The organism is Yoonia sp. 208BN28-4, assembly GCF_037543925.1.
Lineage (GTDB): Bacteria > Pseudomonadota > Alphaproteobacteria > Rhodobacterales > Rhodobacteraceae > Yoonia.
This window is the reverse complement of sequence record NZ_JBBIFY010000004.1, coordinates 333,963-350,423: the sequence shown is the minus strand read 5'-3', so window position 1 is coordinate 350,423 and position 16,461 is coordinate 333,963. Positions and strand designations below refer to the sequence as shown.

Annotated in this window: 19 protein-coding genes and 1 tRNA gene; 11 read left to right on the top strand and 9 right to left on the bottom strand. The window is 58.7% G+C overall.

Features of this window, described 5'->3' with window-relative positions; translation table 11 throughout:
• Positions 1–10 precede the first annotated feature (10 nt).
• The 3 genes from V8J84_RS15460 to V8J84_RS15450 all read right to left on the bottom strand — a co-directional run bounded on the left by V8J84_RS15460 (position 11) and on the right by V8J84_RS15450 (position 2,018).
• Positions 11–979, bottom strand: coding sequence for a glycerophosphodiester phosphodiesterase family protein (locus tag V8J84_RS15460; protein ID WP_339932792.1), 969 nt, complete (start codon positions 977–979; stop codon positions 11–13).
• 19 nt (positions 980–998) lie between these two features.
• Complete coding sequence (locus tag V8J84_RS15455) at positions 999–1,892, bottom strand: hypothetical protein (protein WP_339932790.1); 894 nt, start codon at positions 1,890–1,892, stop codon at positions 999–1,001.
• A 50-nt stretch (positions 1,893–1,942) separates the two neighbouring features.
• A tRNA-Trp gene (locus V8J84_RS15450) sits at positions 1,943–2,018 on the bottom strand.
• 108 nt (positions 2,019–2,126) lie between these two features.
• On the opposite strand from V8J84_RS15450, the gene V8J84_RS15445 reads away from it, so the two are divergent.
• Entirely contained in the window at positions 2,127–2,816 is a 690-nt protein-coding gene (locus tag V8J84_RS15445; protein WP_339932788.1) for a lysophospholipid acyltransferase family protein, read from the top strand.
• Here V8J84_RS15445 and V8J84_RS15440 read toward each other — a convergent pair.
• Positions 2,808–3,458: a CatB-related O-acetyltransferase gene (locus V8J84_RS15440; protein ID WP_339932786.1), complete on the bottom strand. Its 651-nt coding sequence runs from the start codon at positions 3,456–3,458 to the stop codon at positions 2,808–2,810. The genes V8J84_RS15445 and V8J84_RS15440 overlap by 9 nt on opposite strands.
• Before the next feature lie 108 nt (positions 3,459–3,566).
• Between V8J84_RS15440 and V8J84_RS15435 the strand changes: the two genes are divergently transcribed.
• Entirely contained in the window at positions 3,567–4,064 is a 498-nt protein-coding gene (locus tag V8J84_RS15435) for a ferritin-like domain-containing protein (protein WP_339932784.1), read from the top strand.
• A gap of 60 nt (positions 4,065–4,124) precedes the next feature.
• On the opposite strand, the gene V8J84_RS15430 is transcribed toward V8J84_RS15435, so the two are convergent.
• Both V8J84_RS15430 and tuf read right to left on the bottom strand, forming a co-directional pair.
• Entirely contained in the window at positions 4,125–4,898 is a 774-nt protein-coding gene (locus V8J84_RS15430; RefSeq protein ID WP_339932782.1) for a hypothetical protein, read from the bottom strand.
• A 264-nt stretch (positions 4,899–5,162) separates the two neighbouring features.
• Positions 5,163–6,338 (bottom strand): elongation factor Tu, encoded by a 1,176-nt coding sequence (tuf, locus tag V8J84_RS15425; protein WP_339932780.1) that lies wholly within the window; start codon positions 6,336–6,338, stop codon positions 5,163–5,165.
• Positions 6,339–6,558: 220 nt separating this feature from the next.
• Between tuf and V8J84_RS15420 the strand changes: the two genes are divergently transcribed.
• From V8J84_RS15420 to V8J84_RS15410, 3 genes are read left to right on the top strand one after another with little or no spacing between them, the layout of a single operon-like run.
• Positions 6,559–6,912, top strand: a complete 354-nt coding sequence (locus V8J84_RS15420) for a YciI family protein (protein ID WP_339932778.1) — start codon at positions 6,559–6,561, stop codon at positions 6,910–6,912.
• Between the two features lie 3 nt (positions 6,913–6,915).
• Entirely contained in the window at positions 6,916–8,157 is a 1,242-nt protein-coding gene (locus tag V8J84_RS15415; RefSeq protein ID WP_339932776.1) for an RNA polymerase sigma factor, read from the top strand.
• A gap of 48 nt (positions 8,158–8,205) precedes the next feature.
• A complete protein-coding gene (locus V8J84_RS15410) occupies positions 8,206–8,577 on the top strand; it encodes a VOC family protein (RefSeq protein WP_339932774.1) in 372 nt (123 codons plus the stop codon).
• Here the strand turns inward: V8J84_RS15410 and V8J84_RS15405 are convergent.
• Together V8J84_RS15405 and V8J84_RS15400 are read right to left on the bottom strand one after the other, a co-directional pair.
• The gene (locus tag V8J84_RS15405; protein WP_339932771.1) at positions 8,574–8,969 is read right to left on the bottom strand and encodes a hypothetical protein; all 396 of its coding nucleotides are present in this window, start codon (positions 8,967–8,969) and stop codon (positions 8,574–8,576) included. The two genes, V8J84_RS15410 and V8J84_RS15405, sit on opposite strands and share 4 nt — an antisense overlap.
• Position 8,970: 1 nt before the next feature.
• Entirely contained in the window at positions 8,971–11,283 is a 2,313-nt protein-coding gene (locus tag V8J84_RS15400; RefSeq protein ID WP_339932769.1) for a DNA topoisomerase IV subunit A, read from the bottom strand.
• 145 nt (positions 11,284–11,428) lie between these two features.
• On the opposite strand from V8J84_RS15400, the gene V8J84_RS15395 reads away from it, so the two are divergent.
• From V8J84_RS15395 to V8J84_RS15370, 6 genes are all read left to right on the top strand, one after another.
• Positions 11,429–11,971: an SH3 domain-containing protein gene (locus tag V8J84_RS15395; protein ID WP_339932767.1), complete on the top strand. Its 543-nt coding sequence runs from the start codon at positions 11,429–11,431 to the stop codon at positions 11,969–11,971.
• Positions 11,972–12,009: 38 nt separating this feature from the next.
• The gene (locus V8J84_RS15390; protein WP_339932765.1) at positions 12,010–12,834 is read left to right on the top strand and encodes an SDR family NAD(P)-dependent oxidoreductase; all 825 of its coding nucleotides are present in this window, start codon (positions 12,010–12,012) and stop codon (positions 12,832–12,834) included.
• Positions 12,835–12,900: 66 nt separating this feature from the next.
• Positions 12,901–13,107, top strand: coding sequence for a twin transmembrane helix small protein (locus V8J84_RS15385; RefSeq protein ID WP_339932763.1), 207 nt, complete (start codon positions 12,901–12,903; stop codon positions 13,105–13,107).
• Positions 13,108–13,113: 6 nt separating this feature from the next.
• Positions 13,114–13,686, top strand: coding sequence for a cob(I)yrinic acid a,c-diamide adenosyltransferase (locus tag V8J84_RS15380; protein WP_339932761.1), 573 nt, complete (start codon positions 13,114–13,116; stop codon positions 13,684–13,686).
• A 135-nt stretch (positions 13,687–13,821) separates the two neighbouring features.
• Positions 13,822–14,580, top strand: a complete 759-nt coding sequence (locus V8J84_RS15375) for an electron transfer flavoprotein subunit beta/FixA family protein (protein ID WP_339932759.1) — start codon at positions 13,822–13,824, stop codon at positions 14,578–14,580.
• Positions 14,581–15,510, top strand: a complete 930-nt coding sequence (locus V8J84_RS15370) for an electron transfer flavoprotein subunit alpha/FixB family protein (RefSeq protein ID WP_339932757.1) — start codon at positions 14,581–14,583, stop codon at positions 15,508–15,510.
• A 66-nt stretch (positions 15,511–15,576) separates the two neighbouring features.
• Here V8J84_RS15370 and V8J84_RS15365 read toward each other — a convergent pair whose 3' ends face one another.
• Positions 15,577–16,422 carry a DUF6473 family protein gene (locus tag V8J84_RS15365; RefSeq protein ID WP_339932755.1) on the bottom strand — a complete coding sequence of 282 codons (846 nt, stop codon included), beginning with the start codon at positions 16,420–16,422 and terminating at the stop codon, positions 15,577–15,579.
• Positions 16,423–16,461 lie beyond the last annotated feature (39 nt).

The window sequence follows — 16,461 nt, the reverse complement described above, 5'->3', positions numbered from 1 at the left end:
GCGGTGATCGCTATTGCATCAGGGGGCCGATCAGCTCTGCCCTGTTGGTCCAGATATAGCCGTCAAAGTGGTCAGGCACTTGCGCCAAGGTCGCGGCGTCATCAATCCCGCTGGAAAAGCCGCTGCCGTCATATGGCCCCCACAAGATGACGTCGCTGCCCGCCGCCTGCATTCGTCGGGTGAACCGGTGCGGCCAGCCCCAAAGATACGGTGCGTAATCCAGCGGGACAGCCACAAGCGTGTTGCGACAGGCGTGCGGCATATACCCACTCCACCCCATCGCAGCGTAGCGGATCAGACAGCTGCGCAGTGTGGTGCGGTCAAAGCCACGCATGTCGGCGCGCGCGGCGAGAATGGCTTGTGTGGGTTCCGCACCGCCATATGCGCCAAACACTTGCGCTGTGGTATCCGGCAGGTCGCGTAACAATGCGTCGAGTGCGGCCGCGTCTTCGGCCTTGTTGCTTTTGAAGTTAATGAGCAACTGACCGCCAAGGTCCGCGGTCAAAACGTCTCGCAGCGATGGCATGGGACCCGCGGTGCCACGCAGCGCAAAGGTTTCGCCATCAGAGGTATAGCCATAGCCCAGATCAAGGCTTTGCAGATAGGCAAAGTCCTGTTGGTGCGTCACACCAGTGCCATCGGTCAGACACTCCAGCGTCCAGTCGTGGAACACGGCCAAGATACCGTCAGTCGTCAGGTGAACGTCAAGTTCAACGACATCAGCACCGGCGGCAACGGCTGCCTGCATTGATGGAATGGTGTTTTCAATCAATCCGTGGTTAGACGCGGCGACCGGATTGGCGCGGCAGGTATCCGCTGTGCGGTCGTCGCCCACATAAATCTGATGCACCCCGCGATGGGCCAATAGACGCGGTTGTTGGCTGTCTGGCACAAGCTCGAACACCGATGTGTTCAGGAACCAAATGGCAAGTGCGACCAACGCGATCCCGCCCGCTATCCGCAACCACCATTTCGACATCAGTCTGCCTTTCGCATCATCAGGGCCGCAGCAACGTGACACCGGGGGTTTCGCCGATGGCGGCCACTTGCGCCATATAATAGTCATCGGCAACGCTGCGCAGATCGGGATCGAACAGTTCAAACGGCGGGTTGTCAGGCGTTGCTGGCAGCTCGATTGCGATGTCGCGCACAGGGCGCTTCTCATTTCCCAGAACACGCTGCGACAAGACCGCGCCGACCGCAGCTTCGCTCAGCCGTGGCATCGCGCGATCCTCGACGGGGGCAATCTGCGGTCCTGCCTTTTCACCGACAAGCGCTGTGCAGATCGTGTTGAACTGAACCCCATAGTCTTCATACCGCCAGACCGTCAGCGCGCCGGTACCTTCGGCCTGCCGCAGGTCGGCAATGTAGTTGGACCAATCCACCTCGGAGGGCATGTTGCGCACCAGAAATTCATCCGGCGTCACGTCTTTGCCGCTAAGCAAAATCTGGCTGTAGATCGAGGCCAAGAAATCGGACGGATGGCGCACCGCGATGCACACGTCGATTTTGCGGCCAAGGGCGCGGGACAGCTTTGTAATGCGCTCTGGCGCCTGCGGATAGAGCGGTAGTGGCACCTTCCCCCATCCGCGCTGAAAGTTTCCGGCAAAGTTTTCCTCGGAAAAAACGATGCGCCCTGCCCCGTCTGCCATACGCTCAAGCTCGGCCAGTGGATCGGTGTCATCACGCGCGCGGGTCGGGTCAAACGGAAAGCCAAAGCGTTCGGCAAGTGTGTGCCCCAGTTTGCGCAGCGATTCCGGCCCATAAAAACGCACTCCGGCGTCTTGCAGGATATTGCCGGCTTCGCGCAAGGACAGCTGCAAATGGGTGCTGGCGGTTTTATGCGCCCCAAGGTGCAGCACGATTTGCGGATGTGAGGAGGATTTGACCATCAAAGTGCGTGTCCCAAGACGGACCCGCACGACAGTGCAGGTGGTGGCCTTGGCAGGGGCAGCAGGGCTTGAACCCGCGACCTACGGTTTTGGAGACCGTCGCTCTACCAACTGAGCTATACCCCTAAGGCCGATGTGTCGATTAGCCGGAACCGCGCGGCAGATCAAGGGCCAGCCTTGTCATTGATGCAGAAAATATCGCATCAAGGCGCATCGCCACACATTGGACCGCCCATGCCATCGACACTGCGCCGCCGCATCGAGAAATCCGCGTTTCTGGCCCGCGCAATTGCGACCCTGTTTGGATGGTATCTGCGGCTGTGTATCGCGACGAGCAGGTGGGAAGTGGCGGGTCTGGAGGCGTTGAAGGCTGACCTTGCAAACGGGCCGGTGCTTTGCGTGTTGTGGCACGGGCGCCTGATGATGATTGCGCCGCACTGGCCCAAAGACGCAGGCAACCTGTCTTGCCTGCATGATACCGCGCCTGTGGGACGGATCGCGGGCGCGCTACAAGCCTACTTCGGTCTGCAACCCATCGAAATGTCGGCCCGCAGGTCCAATGTCGCGGCCTCCCGCGCGGTGATGAAGCGCGCAAAAGAAGGCGTCAGCATCGGCATCACCGCCGATGGCCCGCAGGGGCCGGGATATATTGTCAAAGATGCATCCTTGGAATGGGCGCGGATCATGCAGCGCCCTGTCTATGGCTATGCTTTTGCCACGCGACGCCATCGCAAGCTCAAGACATGGGACGCGATGATGATGCCATGCCCCTTCACCAAGGGCGCGACGGCCTTTGCCCCGATTAAGCTGGACCTGCCACGCAAAGCAGATGCCGCCCAGATCGAAACAGCGCGGGGCCAGTTACAAGCAGGGCTTGAGGCGGTCACAGCGCAAGCTGATTCGATGGTGCAAACCTCAGACTGATACTTCCCGCAATGCCGCAAGGTCCGCGCCGACAATCGCAACCTCGTGCGCGATGATTGTCTCGATCGGCCAATTCCACCACGCGATGTCATTCAGCGCGGCGACCGTCCCCTCGTCAAAGCGCATGCGTCTGATCCGGGCGGGATTGCCAGCAATGATTGCATAGTCCGGCACTTTTCCCGATACCACAGCACCCGCCCCGACGATGACACCATTGCCGATGACCGCCCCCGGCATGACCTTCGCGCCCTGTCCCAGCCATACGTCATGACCGATGACCGTATCCGATCCCGGATCAGGCATGGACGGACGCCCGACAAGGCCGCCGCTGAAAATACCAAAAGGGTAGCTGGAAAACCCGTCATAGCGGTGATTGGCGGATGAGGTGATGAACTGCACGCCGTCGGCAATCTGGCAAAACCGGCCGATCCGCAAAGTCTCTGGCGAAAAAGGGAACAGATAGGGTGCCAGTGCCGCACCCCAGTCAGCGGGTGGAACGTGTGCGCTGGCATAGCTGTATCGCCCGACAACAAACTGCGGATTGTCGATGACGGCTTGCAGAAAAACCGTCCCCTGATGTGCCGTTCCATCGGGCAAGATTACAGGATGCTGCGTATCCGGTTTTGCAAATGCGTCTGTCATCATGCCGCCTTTCCGTCAGTGAACGACCAGCGTGACCCGATTGGAACGGTTCTGCAAGCTGGTGCGTTGTCCCCGCGAACACGTAATTGAATTCAAAGGAGAGCTATCATGGCCCTGAACACACTCCACGATGTCTATCACGATCAACTGCAAGATCTCTGGAGCGCGAATACGCAGTCGCTCGAGATTGTGGGCGAACTTGGTCGCGCGGCAAGCGATAAGGCGCTGTCTGAGGCGCTGATCTCGGGTGCAAACGGCATTTCCGAAGGCATCGAAGCTATCGCCGAAATCTGCAACACCCATGATATCAAGCCAAACGGCGAGCACTGCAAAGGCATGGAAGGTCTGGTCGCAGAGGCCAAGGCACACGTGCTGAACGCTGAATTTGGCGACCCTGCTGTGCGCGACGCGATGATCATCACGCAGTACCAGCGTATGGTGCACTACGCCCTTGCCGGATATGGCTGTTTGCTGGCCTTTGCAAACCGTCTTGAACTGGACGGTGACGGTGCGAAGTTGCAGCAATGCCTTGATAATACATTCGACGGTGATCGCACGATGACCGATATCGCGATGAACGGCGGCGTGAACGCTGAAGCGGCCTAAGTCCGACAAAGCAGATAAGCGAAATGGCCGTGCCTTCGGGCGCGGCCATTTTTTATGGCGCTACCGGAACCAGCCAAGGTGCGTCTGGATGGGACTATCCGCGTATGGGTCAGCCGCCACTTTGGGTGCCGCAGGCTTTCGCACCACCTGCTGCTTGGCCGCGGGCTTGGGCGGCGGGGTTGGCTTTTGATCGCGTGCGAGGGCGCGCCGTTTGCGCCATCTGCGGAACTTCACAATCGCCGCACCGAAAAACGCGATCTGGAAGACCACTGCGATGCCAGCGATCAGCCAGCCGTCGTTCTCAAGCGCATCAAGTCCTTCCGCACGCGTTTCCATCATGGGTGTGATGACCGTCGCGTCACCGGCAATCGCACGCTGTGCTATGTCGCGCCGCAGGTCGGTAAAGCGGGATTGGTGGCGTGGGAGAAATCCGCCTAGCGTGACAAGGTCACCATCCTGCGCCAATCCGTTCAGCACAGCTTCAAGCCGGTCATCCTGATAGCTTGGCACATAAAGCGCAAGCAGGCGCTTTGGCGGCGCTGTGGATTGCAACAGCGCATAGCTGTGGTTCACCCCATCCAACTCAAGCTCTCGCACGCCCAAGTCACGCCGCCAGCGCGCCGTGATATTGATTTCACCTGCAATGCTCGCACTGTGGGAAAGCCGCGCGAGGTGCAGAGGCTGAGGGGCAGGCTGGGGCGCGATACGCGCCTGCGCAATCTCGCGGTGTGTCTCAAGCGTGTCTTCCACCGTTGTCAGCGTGAGCGGCAAAAATGACAGCCCGATCAGGGCAAATAGCCACCACGGCACAAGGCGAATGATAAAACGTCCCACTGAAAATGATCGCCCTACGCTGCACTGAACACCCGCGATGGAAACATGGCCGCATGCGGATTTGCAAGAGCGCGGCTGTTCTGAACGCTGAAATTCGGTGATGCCAGTGATCGGGAGAATGAAGGGCAAAGCAAAAAGGCCGCCCTTGTGGGGGCGGCCTTTTCGATTTGTAGCAACCGTGTGCCGGGGCGTTGTTCTCGTGCGCTTTGTTTCACAAAGCCACTGTCACAAAGTGCCCCGCACGGGTAACTGCGCGAAGCGCAGTTACTCCACGATTTTGGACACAACGCCGGCGCCGACGGTGCGGCCGCCTTCGCGGATGGCGAAGCGCAGACCGTCTTCCATAGCGATCGGTGCGATCAGCTCAACGTTGAACTTTAGGTTGTCGCCAGGCATCACCATCTCGGTGCCCTCTGGCAGAACAACTGTGCCTGTCACGTCAGTTGTACGGAAGTAGAACTGTGGACGGTAGTTGGCGAAGAACGGCGTGTGACGGCCACCTTCCTCTTTGGTGAGGATATAGGCTTCGGCCTCGAACTTTGTGTGCGGGTTCACGGAACCGGGCTTACAAAGCACCTGACCACGCTCAACGCCTTCACGGTCAACACCGCGCAGCAGGGCGCCGATGTTGTCGCCAGCTTCACCACGGTCCAGCAGCTTGCGGAACATTTCAACGCCTGTGCAGGTCGTCTTGGTGGTGTCGCGGATACCGACGATGGAGATCTCGTCGCCCACGTTGATCACGCCACGCTCGACACGGCCGGTCACAACAGTACCACGGCCAGAGATCGAGAACACGTCCTCGATTGGCATCAGGAACGGCAGGTCAACCGCACGTGCAGGTGTCGGGATGTATGTGTCGACAGCTTCCATCAGAGCAACGATGCTGTCTTTACCGATGTTGTCGTCACGCTCTTCCATGGCGGCCAGAGCCGAACCAGGGATCACAGGAATGTCGTCGCCAGGGTACTCGTAAGAGGACAGCAGCTCGCGGATTTCCATTTCCACCAGTTCCAGCAGCTCTTCGTCGTCAACCTGGTCAACTTTGTTCATGTAGACGACCATGTAGGGGATGCCCACCTGACGGCCGAGCAGGATGTGCTCGCGTGTCTGTGGCATCGGGCCATCTGCTGCGTTCACAACCAGGATCGCGCCGTCCATCTGGGCCGCACCGGTGATCATGTTCTTGACGTAGTCGGCGTGGCCGGGGCAGTCGACGTGCGCATAGTGGCGTGTCTCTGTCTCGTACTCGACGTGTGCTGTCGAGATGGTGATGCCGCGGGCCTTCTCTTCTGGCGCGCCGTCAATCTGGTCATACGCCTGGAAGTCACCAAAGTACTTGGTGATCGCAGCTGTCAGTGTCGTCTTGCCGTGGTCAACGTGGCCGATTGTGCCAATGTTCACGTGCGGTTTCGTGCGTTCAAACTTTGCCTTAGCCATTTTGCCAATGCCCTTAAATTCGTGGGCCGAACCGACCCGTTTCAACATCGCGGGCGATGTATTGTGAATTGCGGGGGAAATCAAGCACTGTCGGTGCGGGACACCAAAAAACCCGACCGCCGCAAATAATTCTGGTGCGAATGTCGATTTCGGGGATTGCCGCGCGTCTGGTATGTAGCAGGACAGACGCTGCCTGCGGATTTTGAACAGGAGAGACACCGTGCAATATATTTGTCTGATTTATTCCAACGAAGGGTCCGAGCCGCCCGCCGGCACGCCAGAATTTGCATCCTACATGCAGGGTTACGGCACTTTCACCCAGTCGTGCATCAAAGACACGTCACTTGTGCACGGCGATGCGTTGCAGCCCATCGCCACCGCCACCACGGTAAAGGTGCGCGACGGCAAAACCATCACCACCGATGGACCGTTTGCCGAAACCAAGGAACAGCTTGGCGGCTATTACTTGCTGGACTGCGAGGATCTTGACGCAGCCATCGCCAAGGCCGCCCAAATCCCCACGGCCAAGTTCGGACGGATTGAAATCCGCCCCGTTGTGGTCTGGGACGACTGATCAATGATCGCGCCCCCAACCGCCAGGCAGGCCATTGCCACGGTCGTGCAAGAGGAATGGGGGCGCATCCTTGCGGCGTTGGTCAAATCGCTGGGCGATTTTCAATTAGCCGAAGACTGCCTGCAGGATGCCGTTGCCAAGGCGCTGGCGGTCTGGCCGGAAAACGGTCTGCCCGACGTGCCTGCTGCGTGGTTGATCACCACAGCCCGCAGGCGCGCGCTGGATATTGTGCGGCGTGATGCGCGGTTTGCAAAGCGCGTGCCAGAGCTGTCGCATCTGGCCGATATGGCCAACACAGCGCCCGATCACGAGGTGGCCGATATGATCCCCGACAAGCGGCTTGAGATGATCTTTACCTGTTGCCACCCCGCGTTGGACGAAAAGACACGTGTGGCGCTGACGCTGCGCACTTTGGGCGGGCTGTCCACCAACACCATTGCCGCTGCATTTCTCGATCAGCCTGATGCCATGGCCCAGCGCCTTGTCCGCGCCAAGCACAAGATCGCAAGCGCGGGCATTCCCTATGTCATTCCTGACAAAACCGCCCTGCCCGACCGGATCGCAGGTGTCCTGTCGGTGATCTATTTGATCTTTAATGCCGGCTATACGGCTGCAAACGCCGGCAAGTCAGGGCTAAGTGACGAGGCGATCCGTCTGGGCCGGATCATTCACCAATTACTGCCGGAGGATTGCGAGACCGCTGGATTACTTGCCCTGATGCTGCTCCATGATGCGCGACGGGCAGCACGGCTTGATGCGCAGGGCCGTATGGTCCCGCTATCTGACCAGAACCGTCACCGCTGGGATCGCGCGAAAATTGCCGAAGGAGATGCGCTTCTGAAATCGGTTTTGCCAAAGGGGAATGTGGGTCCCTACCAGCTTCAGGCCGCGATCAGCGCTGTGCACACCACTGCACCATCATGGAACGCAACCGATTGGCCGCAGATTGTGGCGCTCTATGATCTTCTTTATCAGGTCACGCCCACACCCGTGGTGCAGATCAATCGCGCGATGGCTGTTTCACAGATCAACGGCCCGCAGGCGGGTCTTGCGCTGTTGGATGATCTTGCGGGCACGATACAGCTTGAGCGGTATCAATCCTACCATTCGGCGCGCGCTGATCTGCTTGAACGCGCGGGGCATCTTAGCGCGGCATGTCACAGCTATGACGCCGCCATTGCCCTGACCGAACAGGAAGTCGAGCGTGCATTTTTGACGGCGAAACGCGCGCGGATTTCGCATTAACAGCCCGATCTGCTAGGCTTCGCCCAACAACAGCGAAGGGAGAGAGCCATGAGACTTGGTGCATTTTCGATCAGCCTGAATGTCAAAGACCTTGCGGCATCCAAGGCGTTTTATGAAAAGCTGGGGTTTTCAAAGATGGGCGGGGATGAGGGGCACGGCTATCTCATCCTGAAGAACGGCGACACAATCATCGGCTTGTTCGGCGGTTTCATCGAGGCGAACACACTGACGTTCAATCCCGGCTGGGACCAGACCGCACAGAACACCGATGACTTTGACGATGTGCGCGACATCCAGAAACGATTGAAAGCGGCGGGCGTCAAGTTGGAAACCGAATGCGATGAAAGCACGGAAGGCCCCGCGCATATCACGCTGTTTGATCCTGACGGCAACGCGATCCTAATCGACCAGCACCGCTAGGGATCAAGCAATACGCATATCATCCGTGAATTGCTTAAGCGCACGACCGCCGTCCGGCCTTCGGGGATGTCGTAAATTTCGGGCGTGCCATTAAAGCCGGTTTGAGCTGCGACAATCTTGGGGCCTTCTACATCGCAGCGGGCCTGCCCAAAAACCTTGAGACACGAAACCTCTGGCCCGCTTTTGACGGGGAGAAGATCGAAACTGGTATCAAGCCGCTGTTCGCTGCGGACCCGATCCTGAAACTCCATCCCGTTGGGGAGTGTGTTAATCATCGGGCATTCGTCACCGATTGGCTGGCTTGACGCGTACCAGTAGCCGCCGCCCAATCCCACTACGACAACGGCGGCACCGCCGATCAGTCCGTATCTGAATATCTTTTCGATGTTCATGTCAGGTGAATTTATTATCGCGCGGGAAGCCGCGTGGTGCCATGCGGCCCGCGCTGGCGCGTTTTCCGACCCATTCGCCAAGCTCGGATTCCGTGCGGGTGCGTCCAGCCGGATCGAGCCACGACAGGCCATCGGCCAATTGGAACGTGGTCACGTCGGACATGCCGCCGTCTTTGTATTTCTGCAGACGCACGCCTTTGCCACGACCCATTTCGGGCAATTCATCCAGCGGGAACACAAGCACTTTGCGGTTCTCACCCACCACGGCCACGCTATCGCCGTTCACGCGACGACAGGTTCGCGCAGTGGCAGCGCCTACGTTCAACACCTGCTTACCCGCGCGAGTTTGCGCCACGACATCATCCTCGGGCACAATAAACCCGTTACCTTCGGATGACGCCACAAGCAGGCGCATGCCCGGCTTGTGAATCAGGATGTCAACGATCTCGGCCTCGTTTGGCAGGTCGATCATCAGGCGCAGCGGTTCGCCCATGCCCCGTCCGCCGGGCAGGTTGGCAGCAGAGACAGTATAGAAACGCCCGTTTGCGCCAAAGACCAGCAGTCGGTCCGTCGTTTCAGCGTGGAAGATAAAGCGCGGGCCGTCACCGTCTTTGAACTTCAGCTCGCGGGTCAGGTCGATGTGGCCTGTCATGGCGCGGACCCAGCCCATTTGGGAACACACCACCGTAATCGGTTCACGGTCGATCATCGCCTCAAGCGGCACTTCAACCACTTCAGCGGCTTCGGCAAACTGCGTGCGGCGCGCCCCGCCTTCGCTGTCGCGGCCAAATTTCTTGCGGGTTTCGCGCAGTTCATCGGCGATCCGCTGCCATTGCAGATCACCGCTGGCCAGCAGATCTTCCAGACCCATACGCTCTTCCATCAAGGCGTCGCGCTCTGCGATCAGTTCCAGCTCTTCCAGACGTCGCAACGACCGCAGGCGCATGTTCAGAATGGCCTCGGCCTGCACCTCGGACAAGGACACTTCTGGATCGGCGCCGGCGACAATGGGCGACACGAAGTCTTTTTCTGAGGTGGCGCGCGCATGCTCCCTGCCCCAATCCTCGATCATCAGGGCCTGCTTGGGGTCATCGTCGTAGCGGATTATGTCGATCACGCGGTCAAGGTTCAGGAAGGCGATGATAAAGCCTTCGAGCACTTCGAGACGGTGGTCGATCTTGTCCATCCGGTGCTGTGACCGGCGCACCAACACATCGCGGCGGTGATCAAGGAACGCACGCAGCACTTCTTTCAGCGAACAAACCTTTGGCGTCAGCCCGTCAATCAGCACGTTCATGTTCAGCGAAAACCGCGTTTCCAGATCAGAATTGCGGAACAGCATGCCCATCATCAGTTCAGGGTCCACGGTCTTTGAACGCGGTTCCAGCACAACGCGGATGTCTTCGGCGCTTTCGTCACGCACATCGGCGAGGATCGGGACCTTCTTGGTCTGGATCACCTCGGCCAGTTTTTCGATCAGCTTGGACTTTTGCACCTGATAGGGAATTTCAGTGACAACAACCTGCCACTGCCCTCGGCCCAGATCCTCAACCTCCCACTTGGCGCGCAGCCGGAACGCGCCACGCCCTGTGCGGTAGGCTTCGGCGATATTCTCGCGCGGTTCGACAATCGTACCACCCGTCGGGAAATCAGGGCCGGGAATGTAGTTCAGCAGCGTGTCGTCGCGGGCATCGGGCGTCTTGATCAGATGCAGGCAAGCGTCGATGACTTCGTGCAGGTTATGCGGCGGAATGTTTGTGGCCATGCCCACCGCGATGCCGCTTGAGCCGTTGGCCAGCAGGTTGGGATAGGACGCAGGAAACACCGACGGTTCTTCAAGGCGACCATCGTAGTTGGGGCGAAAATCGACCGCGTTTTCTGCCAGCCCTTCCATCAACGCCTCGGCGGCGACGGTCATTCGCGCTTCGGTGTAACGCGCGGCGGCGGGGTTATCCCCGTCGATGTTGCCGAAGTTGCCTTGACCGTCCACCAGCGGGTAGCGCACGTTGAAATCCTGCGCCAGTCGCGCCATCGCATCGTAAATCGCGGCATCGCCGTGCGGGTGGAAATCACCCATCGTGTCGCCGCTGATCTTGGCGGATTTCAGGAACCCGCCCGTTGGCGACAGCCGCAGCCGTGACATTGCGTAAAGAATACGCCGATGCACAGGTTTTAAGCCATCACGCGCGTCAGGCAGCGCACGGTTCATGATCGTCGACAGCGCATAGGTCAGATACCGCTCGCCCAGCGCTCGGCGCAGGGGTTCGGTCACATCGTTTTCGGGTGACATGTGGTCAGTATCATCATCGCTCATACCAAATGATGTAACGGGCGGAACCCAAGGCGGCAAGAGACGTTCATCAGGGGAAGGGACAATAGATTTTCCCTGCGAAATTGTCACGGTTTCGTGTTAGAAATCGGCAATAGCTGCAAAAACACGATTCTGCTTGGGGGACGACATGGGCAAGTTCATTATCGCAACTTTTCTGCTTTTGGGCTGGGGCTTTTACGAGCTGTCCGGCGGAGCAGAGTTTGAACCAGAGCCGTGGCCAACGCAGGTTGCAGCGGTTGAGGTCGAGGCTTTGCCATCGTCCGATGTGGCTGATGCTGTTGAAGTGACCCGCGCTGATACCACCGATCTGAACAATGTGGCCCCGACCCAGTCAGACGACCAGCAGCTTCTGGTGGCGTTGCAGACCGCCCCCGCCGAGGAAACACCAGGCGAGGCGCCAGTGGTCGCCGAAGCCGAGACAGCGATTGTCGAAGAAACCCCGCAAGAAGCCGTGGCCGAAGCCCCCGCAGCGCTTGACCTGCGGGCTGTCGCTGGCAGCCGCGTAAATATGCGCGAAGGCCCCGGCACGAACTTTGGTGTCATCGACACGATTGATGGCGGCACACAGGCCGAAGTGATCGAGGTTAACGCAGACGGCTGGGCGCGTATCCGTCTGACCGGCACCAATCAAACCGGCTGGATGGCGGAACGCCTGCTGTCCCCGATCTAAGGCTTGCAAAGACATATGCGCCGCTGCACTGAAGGCGCATGACACGTTCTATTCTGATTACCGGATGTTCAAGCGGGCTTGGATATGATGCGGCGCACGGTTTACGCGCCCGCGGCTGGCGGGTCTTTGCGTCCTGCCGCAAGCAAGCTGATTGCGATCGCCTGATTGCCGAAGGGTTTGAAAGCCCGCGCATTGATTACGCCGATATCGACACGATCTATAACGGTCTGGCCGAGGTTCTTGAGGCCACAGGCGGCACGCTCGACGCGCTTTACAACAACGGCGCTTATGCCTGTCCCGGCGCGGTTGAGGATTTGTCGGGCGCGGCCCTGCAAGAGATTTTCGCCTCAAACGTCTTTGGCTATCAGGACCTGACCCGCGCGGTCATCCCTATCATGCGTGCACAGGGTCACGGACGGATTATCAACTGTTCATCCGTGCTGGGCCTTGTCGGTCTGAAGTGGCGTGGCGCCTACGTGGCAACGAAATACGCGCTGGAGGGGCTGACAGACGTGCTGCGCATCGAAATGCGCGACACACCTTTGCACATCATTCTGATTGAGCCCGGCCCGATCACATCGGATATCCGCAAAAACTCGGTCCCGCATTTTGAAAAATGGATCGATGTGGGCGGGTCCGCGCGGTCGGGTGAATACGCCGAACTGCATGACCGGCTTTATAAGGACAATGGCAAGGACACGTTTGAACTGCCCGCCAGTGCCGTCACGAAAAAGCTGGTGCATGCGTTGGAAAGCCGCCGCCCGCGTCCGCGCTATTTCGTGACATTCCCGACATATCTGATGGGCACATTGCGACGTATCCTGCCAACCCGCGTGCTGGATATGATCACGTCACGGGTTTAAACCCGCCTCCCCTTTTCTTTGGCGGCATGCCTGCTAAGTCAAAGCCTGAACAAAAAAGGACCTGTCATGGCTGACGACCCGCTTTTCATTCTTGTCGCGATTTCCTGTCTGATCGTTGCCGGTATCCTGCTTTTCGGGGTCGGCACATTTGGCAAAGGCGGCGAGTTCAACCGCAAGCACGCCAATCGCATCATGCGCTGGCGGATCGGGGCGCAGTTTGTCGCCGTGATCCTGATCCTCGCTTTCGTTTATATCCGTCGTCAAACAGGGTAATTCCAGATGGTCGTTCTCAATAAAATCTACACCAAAACAGGCGATAGCGGCGAAACTGCGCTTGGCAACGGCAGCCGCGTGGCGAAGCACTCTATGCGCGTTACGGCCTACGGCACGGTGGACGAAACCAACGCCACGGTTGGCATGGCCCGCCTGCATGCGGATGGTGACATGGACGCGCAACTGGCCATGATCCAGAACGACCTGTTCGATCTTGGTGCGGACCTGTGCCGCCCCGATATGGAGATGGACGGCGAAGCCGAATACCCGCCATTGCGCATGTCGGACGCTCAGGTTGAACGGCTTGAGGCAGAGATTGACACGATGACCAAAGCGGTTGAACCCCTGCGTAGCTTTATCCTGCCCGGTGGATCGGCTTTGGCGGCACATCTTCACCTTTGCCGCACCGTATCGCGCCGCGCGGAGCGCCTGACGGTGGAGCTTGCCACGATGGAATCTGTGAACCCCGCAGCGGTCAAATACCTCAACCGTTTGTCCGACTGGTGCTTTCAGGCGTCGCGCATCGCCAACAACGATGGCAAGGATGACGTGCTGTGGATTCCCGGCGCCAATCGCTGACAAGTTGACGCGCACGTCAATAACATGGCGTCACATGGCCCAACCGCGTCGATTTTACACTGTTTTCGGCGGGCCGCGCGCGTTACCCATTGGCTGAGTGAATAAAACCTCGATTCTAATGGGAGAACACCGCCGATGAAGGTCCTCGTACCCGTCAAGCGCGTGATTGACTATAACGTGAAGGTCCGCGTCAAAGCGGACGGTTCCGGTGTCGATCTTGCCAACGTCAAAATGTCCATGAACCCGTTCGACGAAATTGCCGTCGAAGAGGCGATCCGCCTGCGCGAAGCCGGTAAGGCCGACGAAGTGGTCGCCGTTTCCATCGGCGTGAAGCAGTCGCAGGAAACGCTGCGCACTGCCCTTGCCATGGGTGCTGACCGCGCGATCCTGATTGTGGCCGCTGACGATGTGCACACGGATATTGAGCCGTTGGCCGTTGCCAAACTGCTCAAGGCAGTGGTTGATGAAGAGCAGCCCGGCCTTGTTCTGTGCGGCAAGCAGGCCATCGACAACGACATGAACGCCACTGGCCAGATGCTCTCTGCACTATTGGGTTGGTCGCAGGGCACATTCGCGTCCGAGGTTGATATCGACGGCGATCACGCGACAGTCACACGTGAAGTGGACGGCGGCCTCCAGACCATCAAGGTCAAGATGCCAACAATCGTCACCGTGGACCTGCGCCTGAACGAGCCGCGTTATGCGTCCCTGCCCAACATCATGAAGGCCAAGAAAAAGCCTTTGGACGAAAAGACACCAGCGGACTACGGCGTTGACGTCACACCACGCCTGTCCATCGTCAGCACAACCGAGCCAGAGGCCCGCAAGGCAGGCATCATGGTCGGTTCGGTTGATGAGCTTGTCGAGAAACTCAAAGAAGCGGGGGCTGTATAAATGGCTGTTCTTCTCATTGGTGAAGTCACCGACGGCGCACTGGCGCTGGACGCAACCGCAAAGGCCGTATCGGCCGCAACTGCACTTGGCGACGTCACCGTGCTTTGCGCGGGCGCAAATGCTGCCGATGCTGCGGCTGAAGCTGCGAAGATCGACGGCGTGAAAGCCGTAATCTGCGCTGAAGATGCAGTTCTGGGCCACCGTCTGGCCGAGCCGACAGCAGACCTGATCGTCTCGCTTGCTGGCGATTACAGCCACATCGTGGCACCCGGCACGACAGATGCGAAAAACGTGATGCCTCGCGTGGCAGCCTTGCTGGACACACAGATTGTGTCCGAGGTTACCGCCATCGTGGACGCCGATACGTTCGAGCGTCCGATCTACGCAGGCAATGCAATCCAGACCGTCAAATCCGGCGACGCAACAAAGGTGATGACGATCCGCACAGCAGGCTTTGACGCCGCTGGCATGGGTGGTTCGGCTGCTGTGTCCAACATGGGTGCCGCTGGCGATCCCGGCCTGTCGGAGTGGGTGGAAGACAAGACGGCAACGTCTGATCGTCCAGAGCTTACATCGGCTGGCGTCGTTGTCTCCGGTGGTCGCGGTGTTGGCTCCGAAGAGGACTTCGCGCTGATCGAAAAGCTGGCAGATACGCTGAACGCCGCTGTCGGTGCATCGCGCGCTGCGGTGGATTCGGGCTACGCACCAAACGACTGGCAGGTTGGCCAAACCGGTAAGGTGGTTGCCCCTGATCTTTACGTCGCCGTCGGCATCTCTGGTGCGATCCAGCACTTGGCCGGTATGAAGGACTCCAAGATCATCGTCGCGATCAACAAAGACGAAGAAGCCCCGATCTTTCAGGTGGCCGATTACGGTCTGGTCGCTGACCTGTTCGAGGCTGTTCCTGCCCTCACCGAAAAGCTTGCCTAACGCAGCATCGCCTGTGTGAAGTGATGAAAGGTCCGCAGTTCGCTGCGGGCCTTTTGCATGACTGGTCTACCCGGTCGATAATAACCGCTGCAAAACCGGCGTCAGCATAGCGCTGGCCTCGTGGTGGCACGCGACCCCCATCATATCGTTGGCGGCTTGCGTCTGCATGGGAGGGATAAACATCCCCTTTGTCCCTTGCCCCAAAGCCACGCTTGTTGGTTTGGCCGTGATGATATCCATCACCTGCGGTCGCAATTCCTCCAACATCGCTTTGGTAATGAAAAGCGGATCGACCGACAGCGGGTTATGATACGAATCCCAGCTTTGATCGCTAATGTCATGCTTGGAGAACCACAGCAGCACCGATTTCGGACCGATCTGGTTCAGCATATTCCGCATCCGTGCAACCCAAGCAGCACGCAGTTCGGAAATCACGATATCAAACCTTTCCGGCGACATCGCGTGTAACGCGCCCAGCATGTGCCGGGTAAAGGTGAAGTCTGAAAAATCCACTTCCGAATAGATCGCCTCAAGCACGGTCGAGGCCCGTAAAAACCGGTCATTGCGGCGCGGATGCACCGAGTAGAAACGATTGGAAAGATAATTGGCCCCCATAATCTGCACGACAGTCATATCGGCATCATGGCATGCGGCCATGATCGTGGGATCGTTTACAAAGGCATCCACCCCGCCGTTCACACAGCCGAAATTCACACATGGCCGTCCCAGCGCCTTTTCTGTCAGGGCCGGAAACGGTTGATCGATGAATTTTCCAAAGGTTTCGGTCCCGCCGATAAAGGCCAAATAGGGTTCATCCAGCCGTCGCCGGGGACCGCGAAAAAAGATCCGCGACATGCCATAGCGGCAGGGCGCATAGGATAGTCCGCCACCGTCGATCGTTTCGTGTTTCATCTTCTCTCACCACATTTCAGGGACTTGCCCGAATATCGG

Coding starts and splice junctions, on each gene's coding strand:
- V8J84_RS15380 (WP_339932761.1), top strand. CDS start 13,114: ATGGTCGTTCTCAATAAAATCTACACCAAAACAGGCGATAGCGGCGAA.
- V8J84_RS15410 (WP_339932774.1), top strand. CDS start 8,206: ATGAGACTTGGTGCATTTTCGATCAGCCTGAATGTCAAAGACCTTGCG.
- V8J84_RS15445 (WP_339932788.1), top strand. CDS start 2,127: ATGCCATCGACACTGCGCCGCCGCATCGAGAAATCCGCGTTTCTGGCC.
- V8J84_RS15375 (WP_339932759.1), top strand. CDS start 13,822: ATGAAGGTCCTCGTACCCGTCAAGCGCGTGATTGACTATAACGTGAAG.
- V8J84_RS15400 (WP_339932769.1), bottom strand. CDS start 11,283: ATGAGCGATGATGATACTGACCACATGTCACCCGAAAACGATGTGACC.
- V8J84_RS15385 (WP_339932763.1), top strand. CDS start 12,901: ATGGCTGACGACCCGCTTTTCATTCTTGTCGCGATTTCCTGTCTGATC.
- V8J84_RS15395 (WP_339932767.1), top strand. CDS start 11,429: ATGGGCAAGTTCATTATCGCAACTTTTCTGCTTTTGGGCTGGGGCTTT.
- V8J84_RS15415 (WP_339932776.1), top strand. CDS start 6,916: ATGATCGCGCCCCCAACCGCCAGGCAGGCCATTGCCACGGTCGTGCAA.
- V8J84_RS15455 (WP_339932790.1), bottom strand. CDS start 1,892: ATGGTCAAATCCTCCTCACATCCGCAAATCGTGCTGCACCTTGGGGCG.
- V8J84_RS15460 (WP_339932792.1), bottom strand. CDS start 979: ATGTCGAAATGGTGGTTGCGGATAGCGGGCGGGATCGCGTTGGTCGCA.
- tuf (WP_339932780.1), bottom strand. CDS start 6,338: ATGGCTAAGGCAAAGTTTGAACGCACGAAACCGCACGTGAACATTGGC.
- V8J84_RS15435 (WP_339932784.1), top strand. CDS start 3,567: ATGGCCCTGAACACACTCCACGATGTCTATCACGATCAACTGCAAGAT.
- V8J84_RS15390 (WP_339932765.1), top strand. CDS start 12,010: ATGACACGTTCTATTCTGATTACCGGATGTTCAAGCGGGCTTGGATAT.
- V8J84_RS15405 (WP_339932771.1), bottom strand. CDS start 8,969: ATGAACATCGAAAAGATATTCAGATACGGACTGATCGGCGGTGCCGCC.
- V8J84_RS15365 (WP_339932755.1), bottom strand. CDS start 16,422: ATGAAACACGAAACGATCGACGGTGGCGGACTATCCTATGCGCCCTGC.
- V8J84_RS15370 (WP_339932757.1), top strand. CDS start 14,581: ATGGCTGTTCTTCTCATTGGTGAAGTCACCGACGGCGCACTGGCGCTG.
- V8J84_RS15440 (WP_339932786.1), bottom strand. CDS start 3,458: ATGACAGACGCATTTGCAAAACCGGATACGCAGCATCCTGTAATCTTG.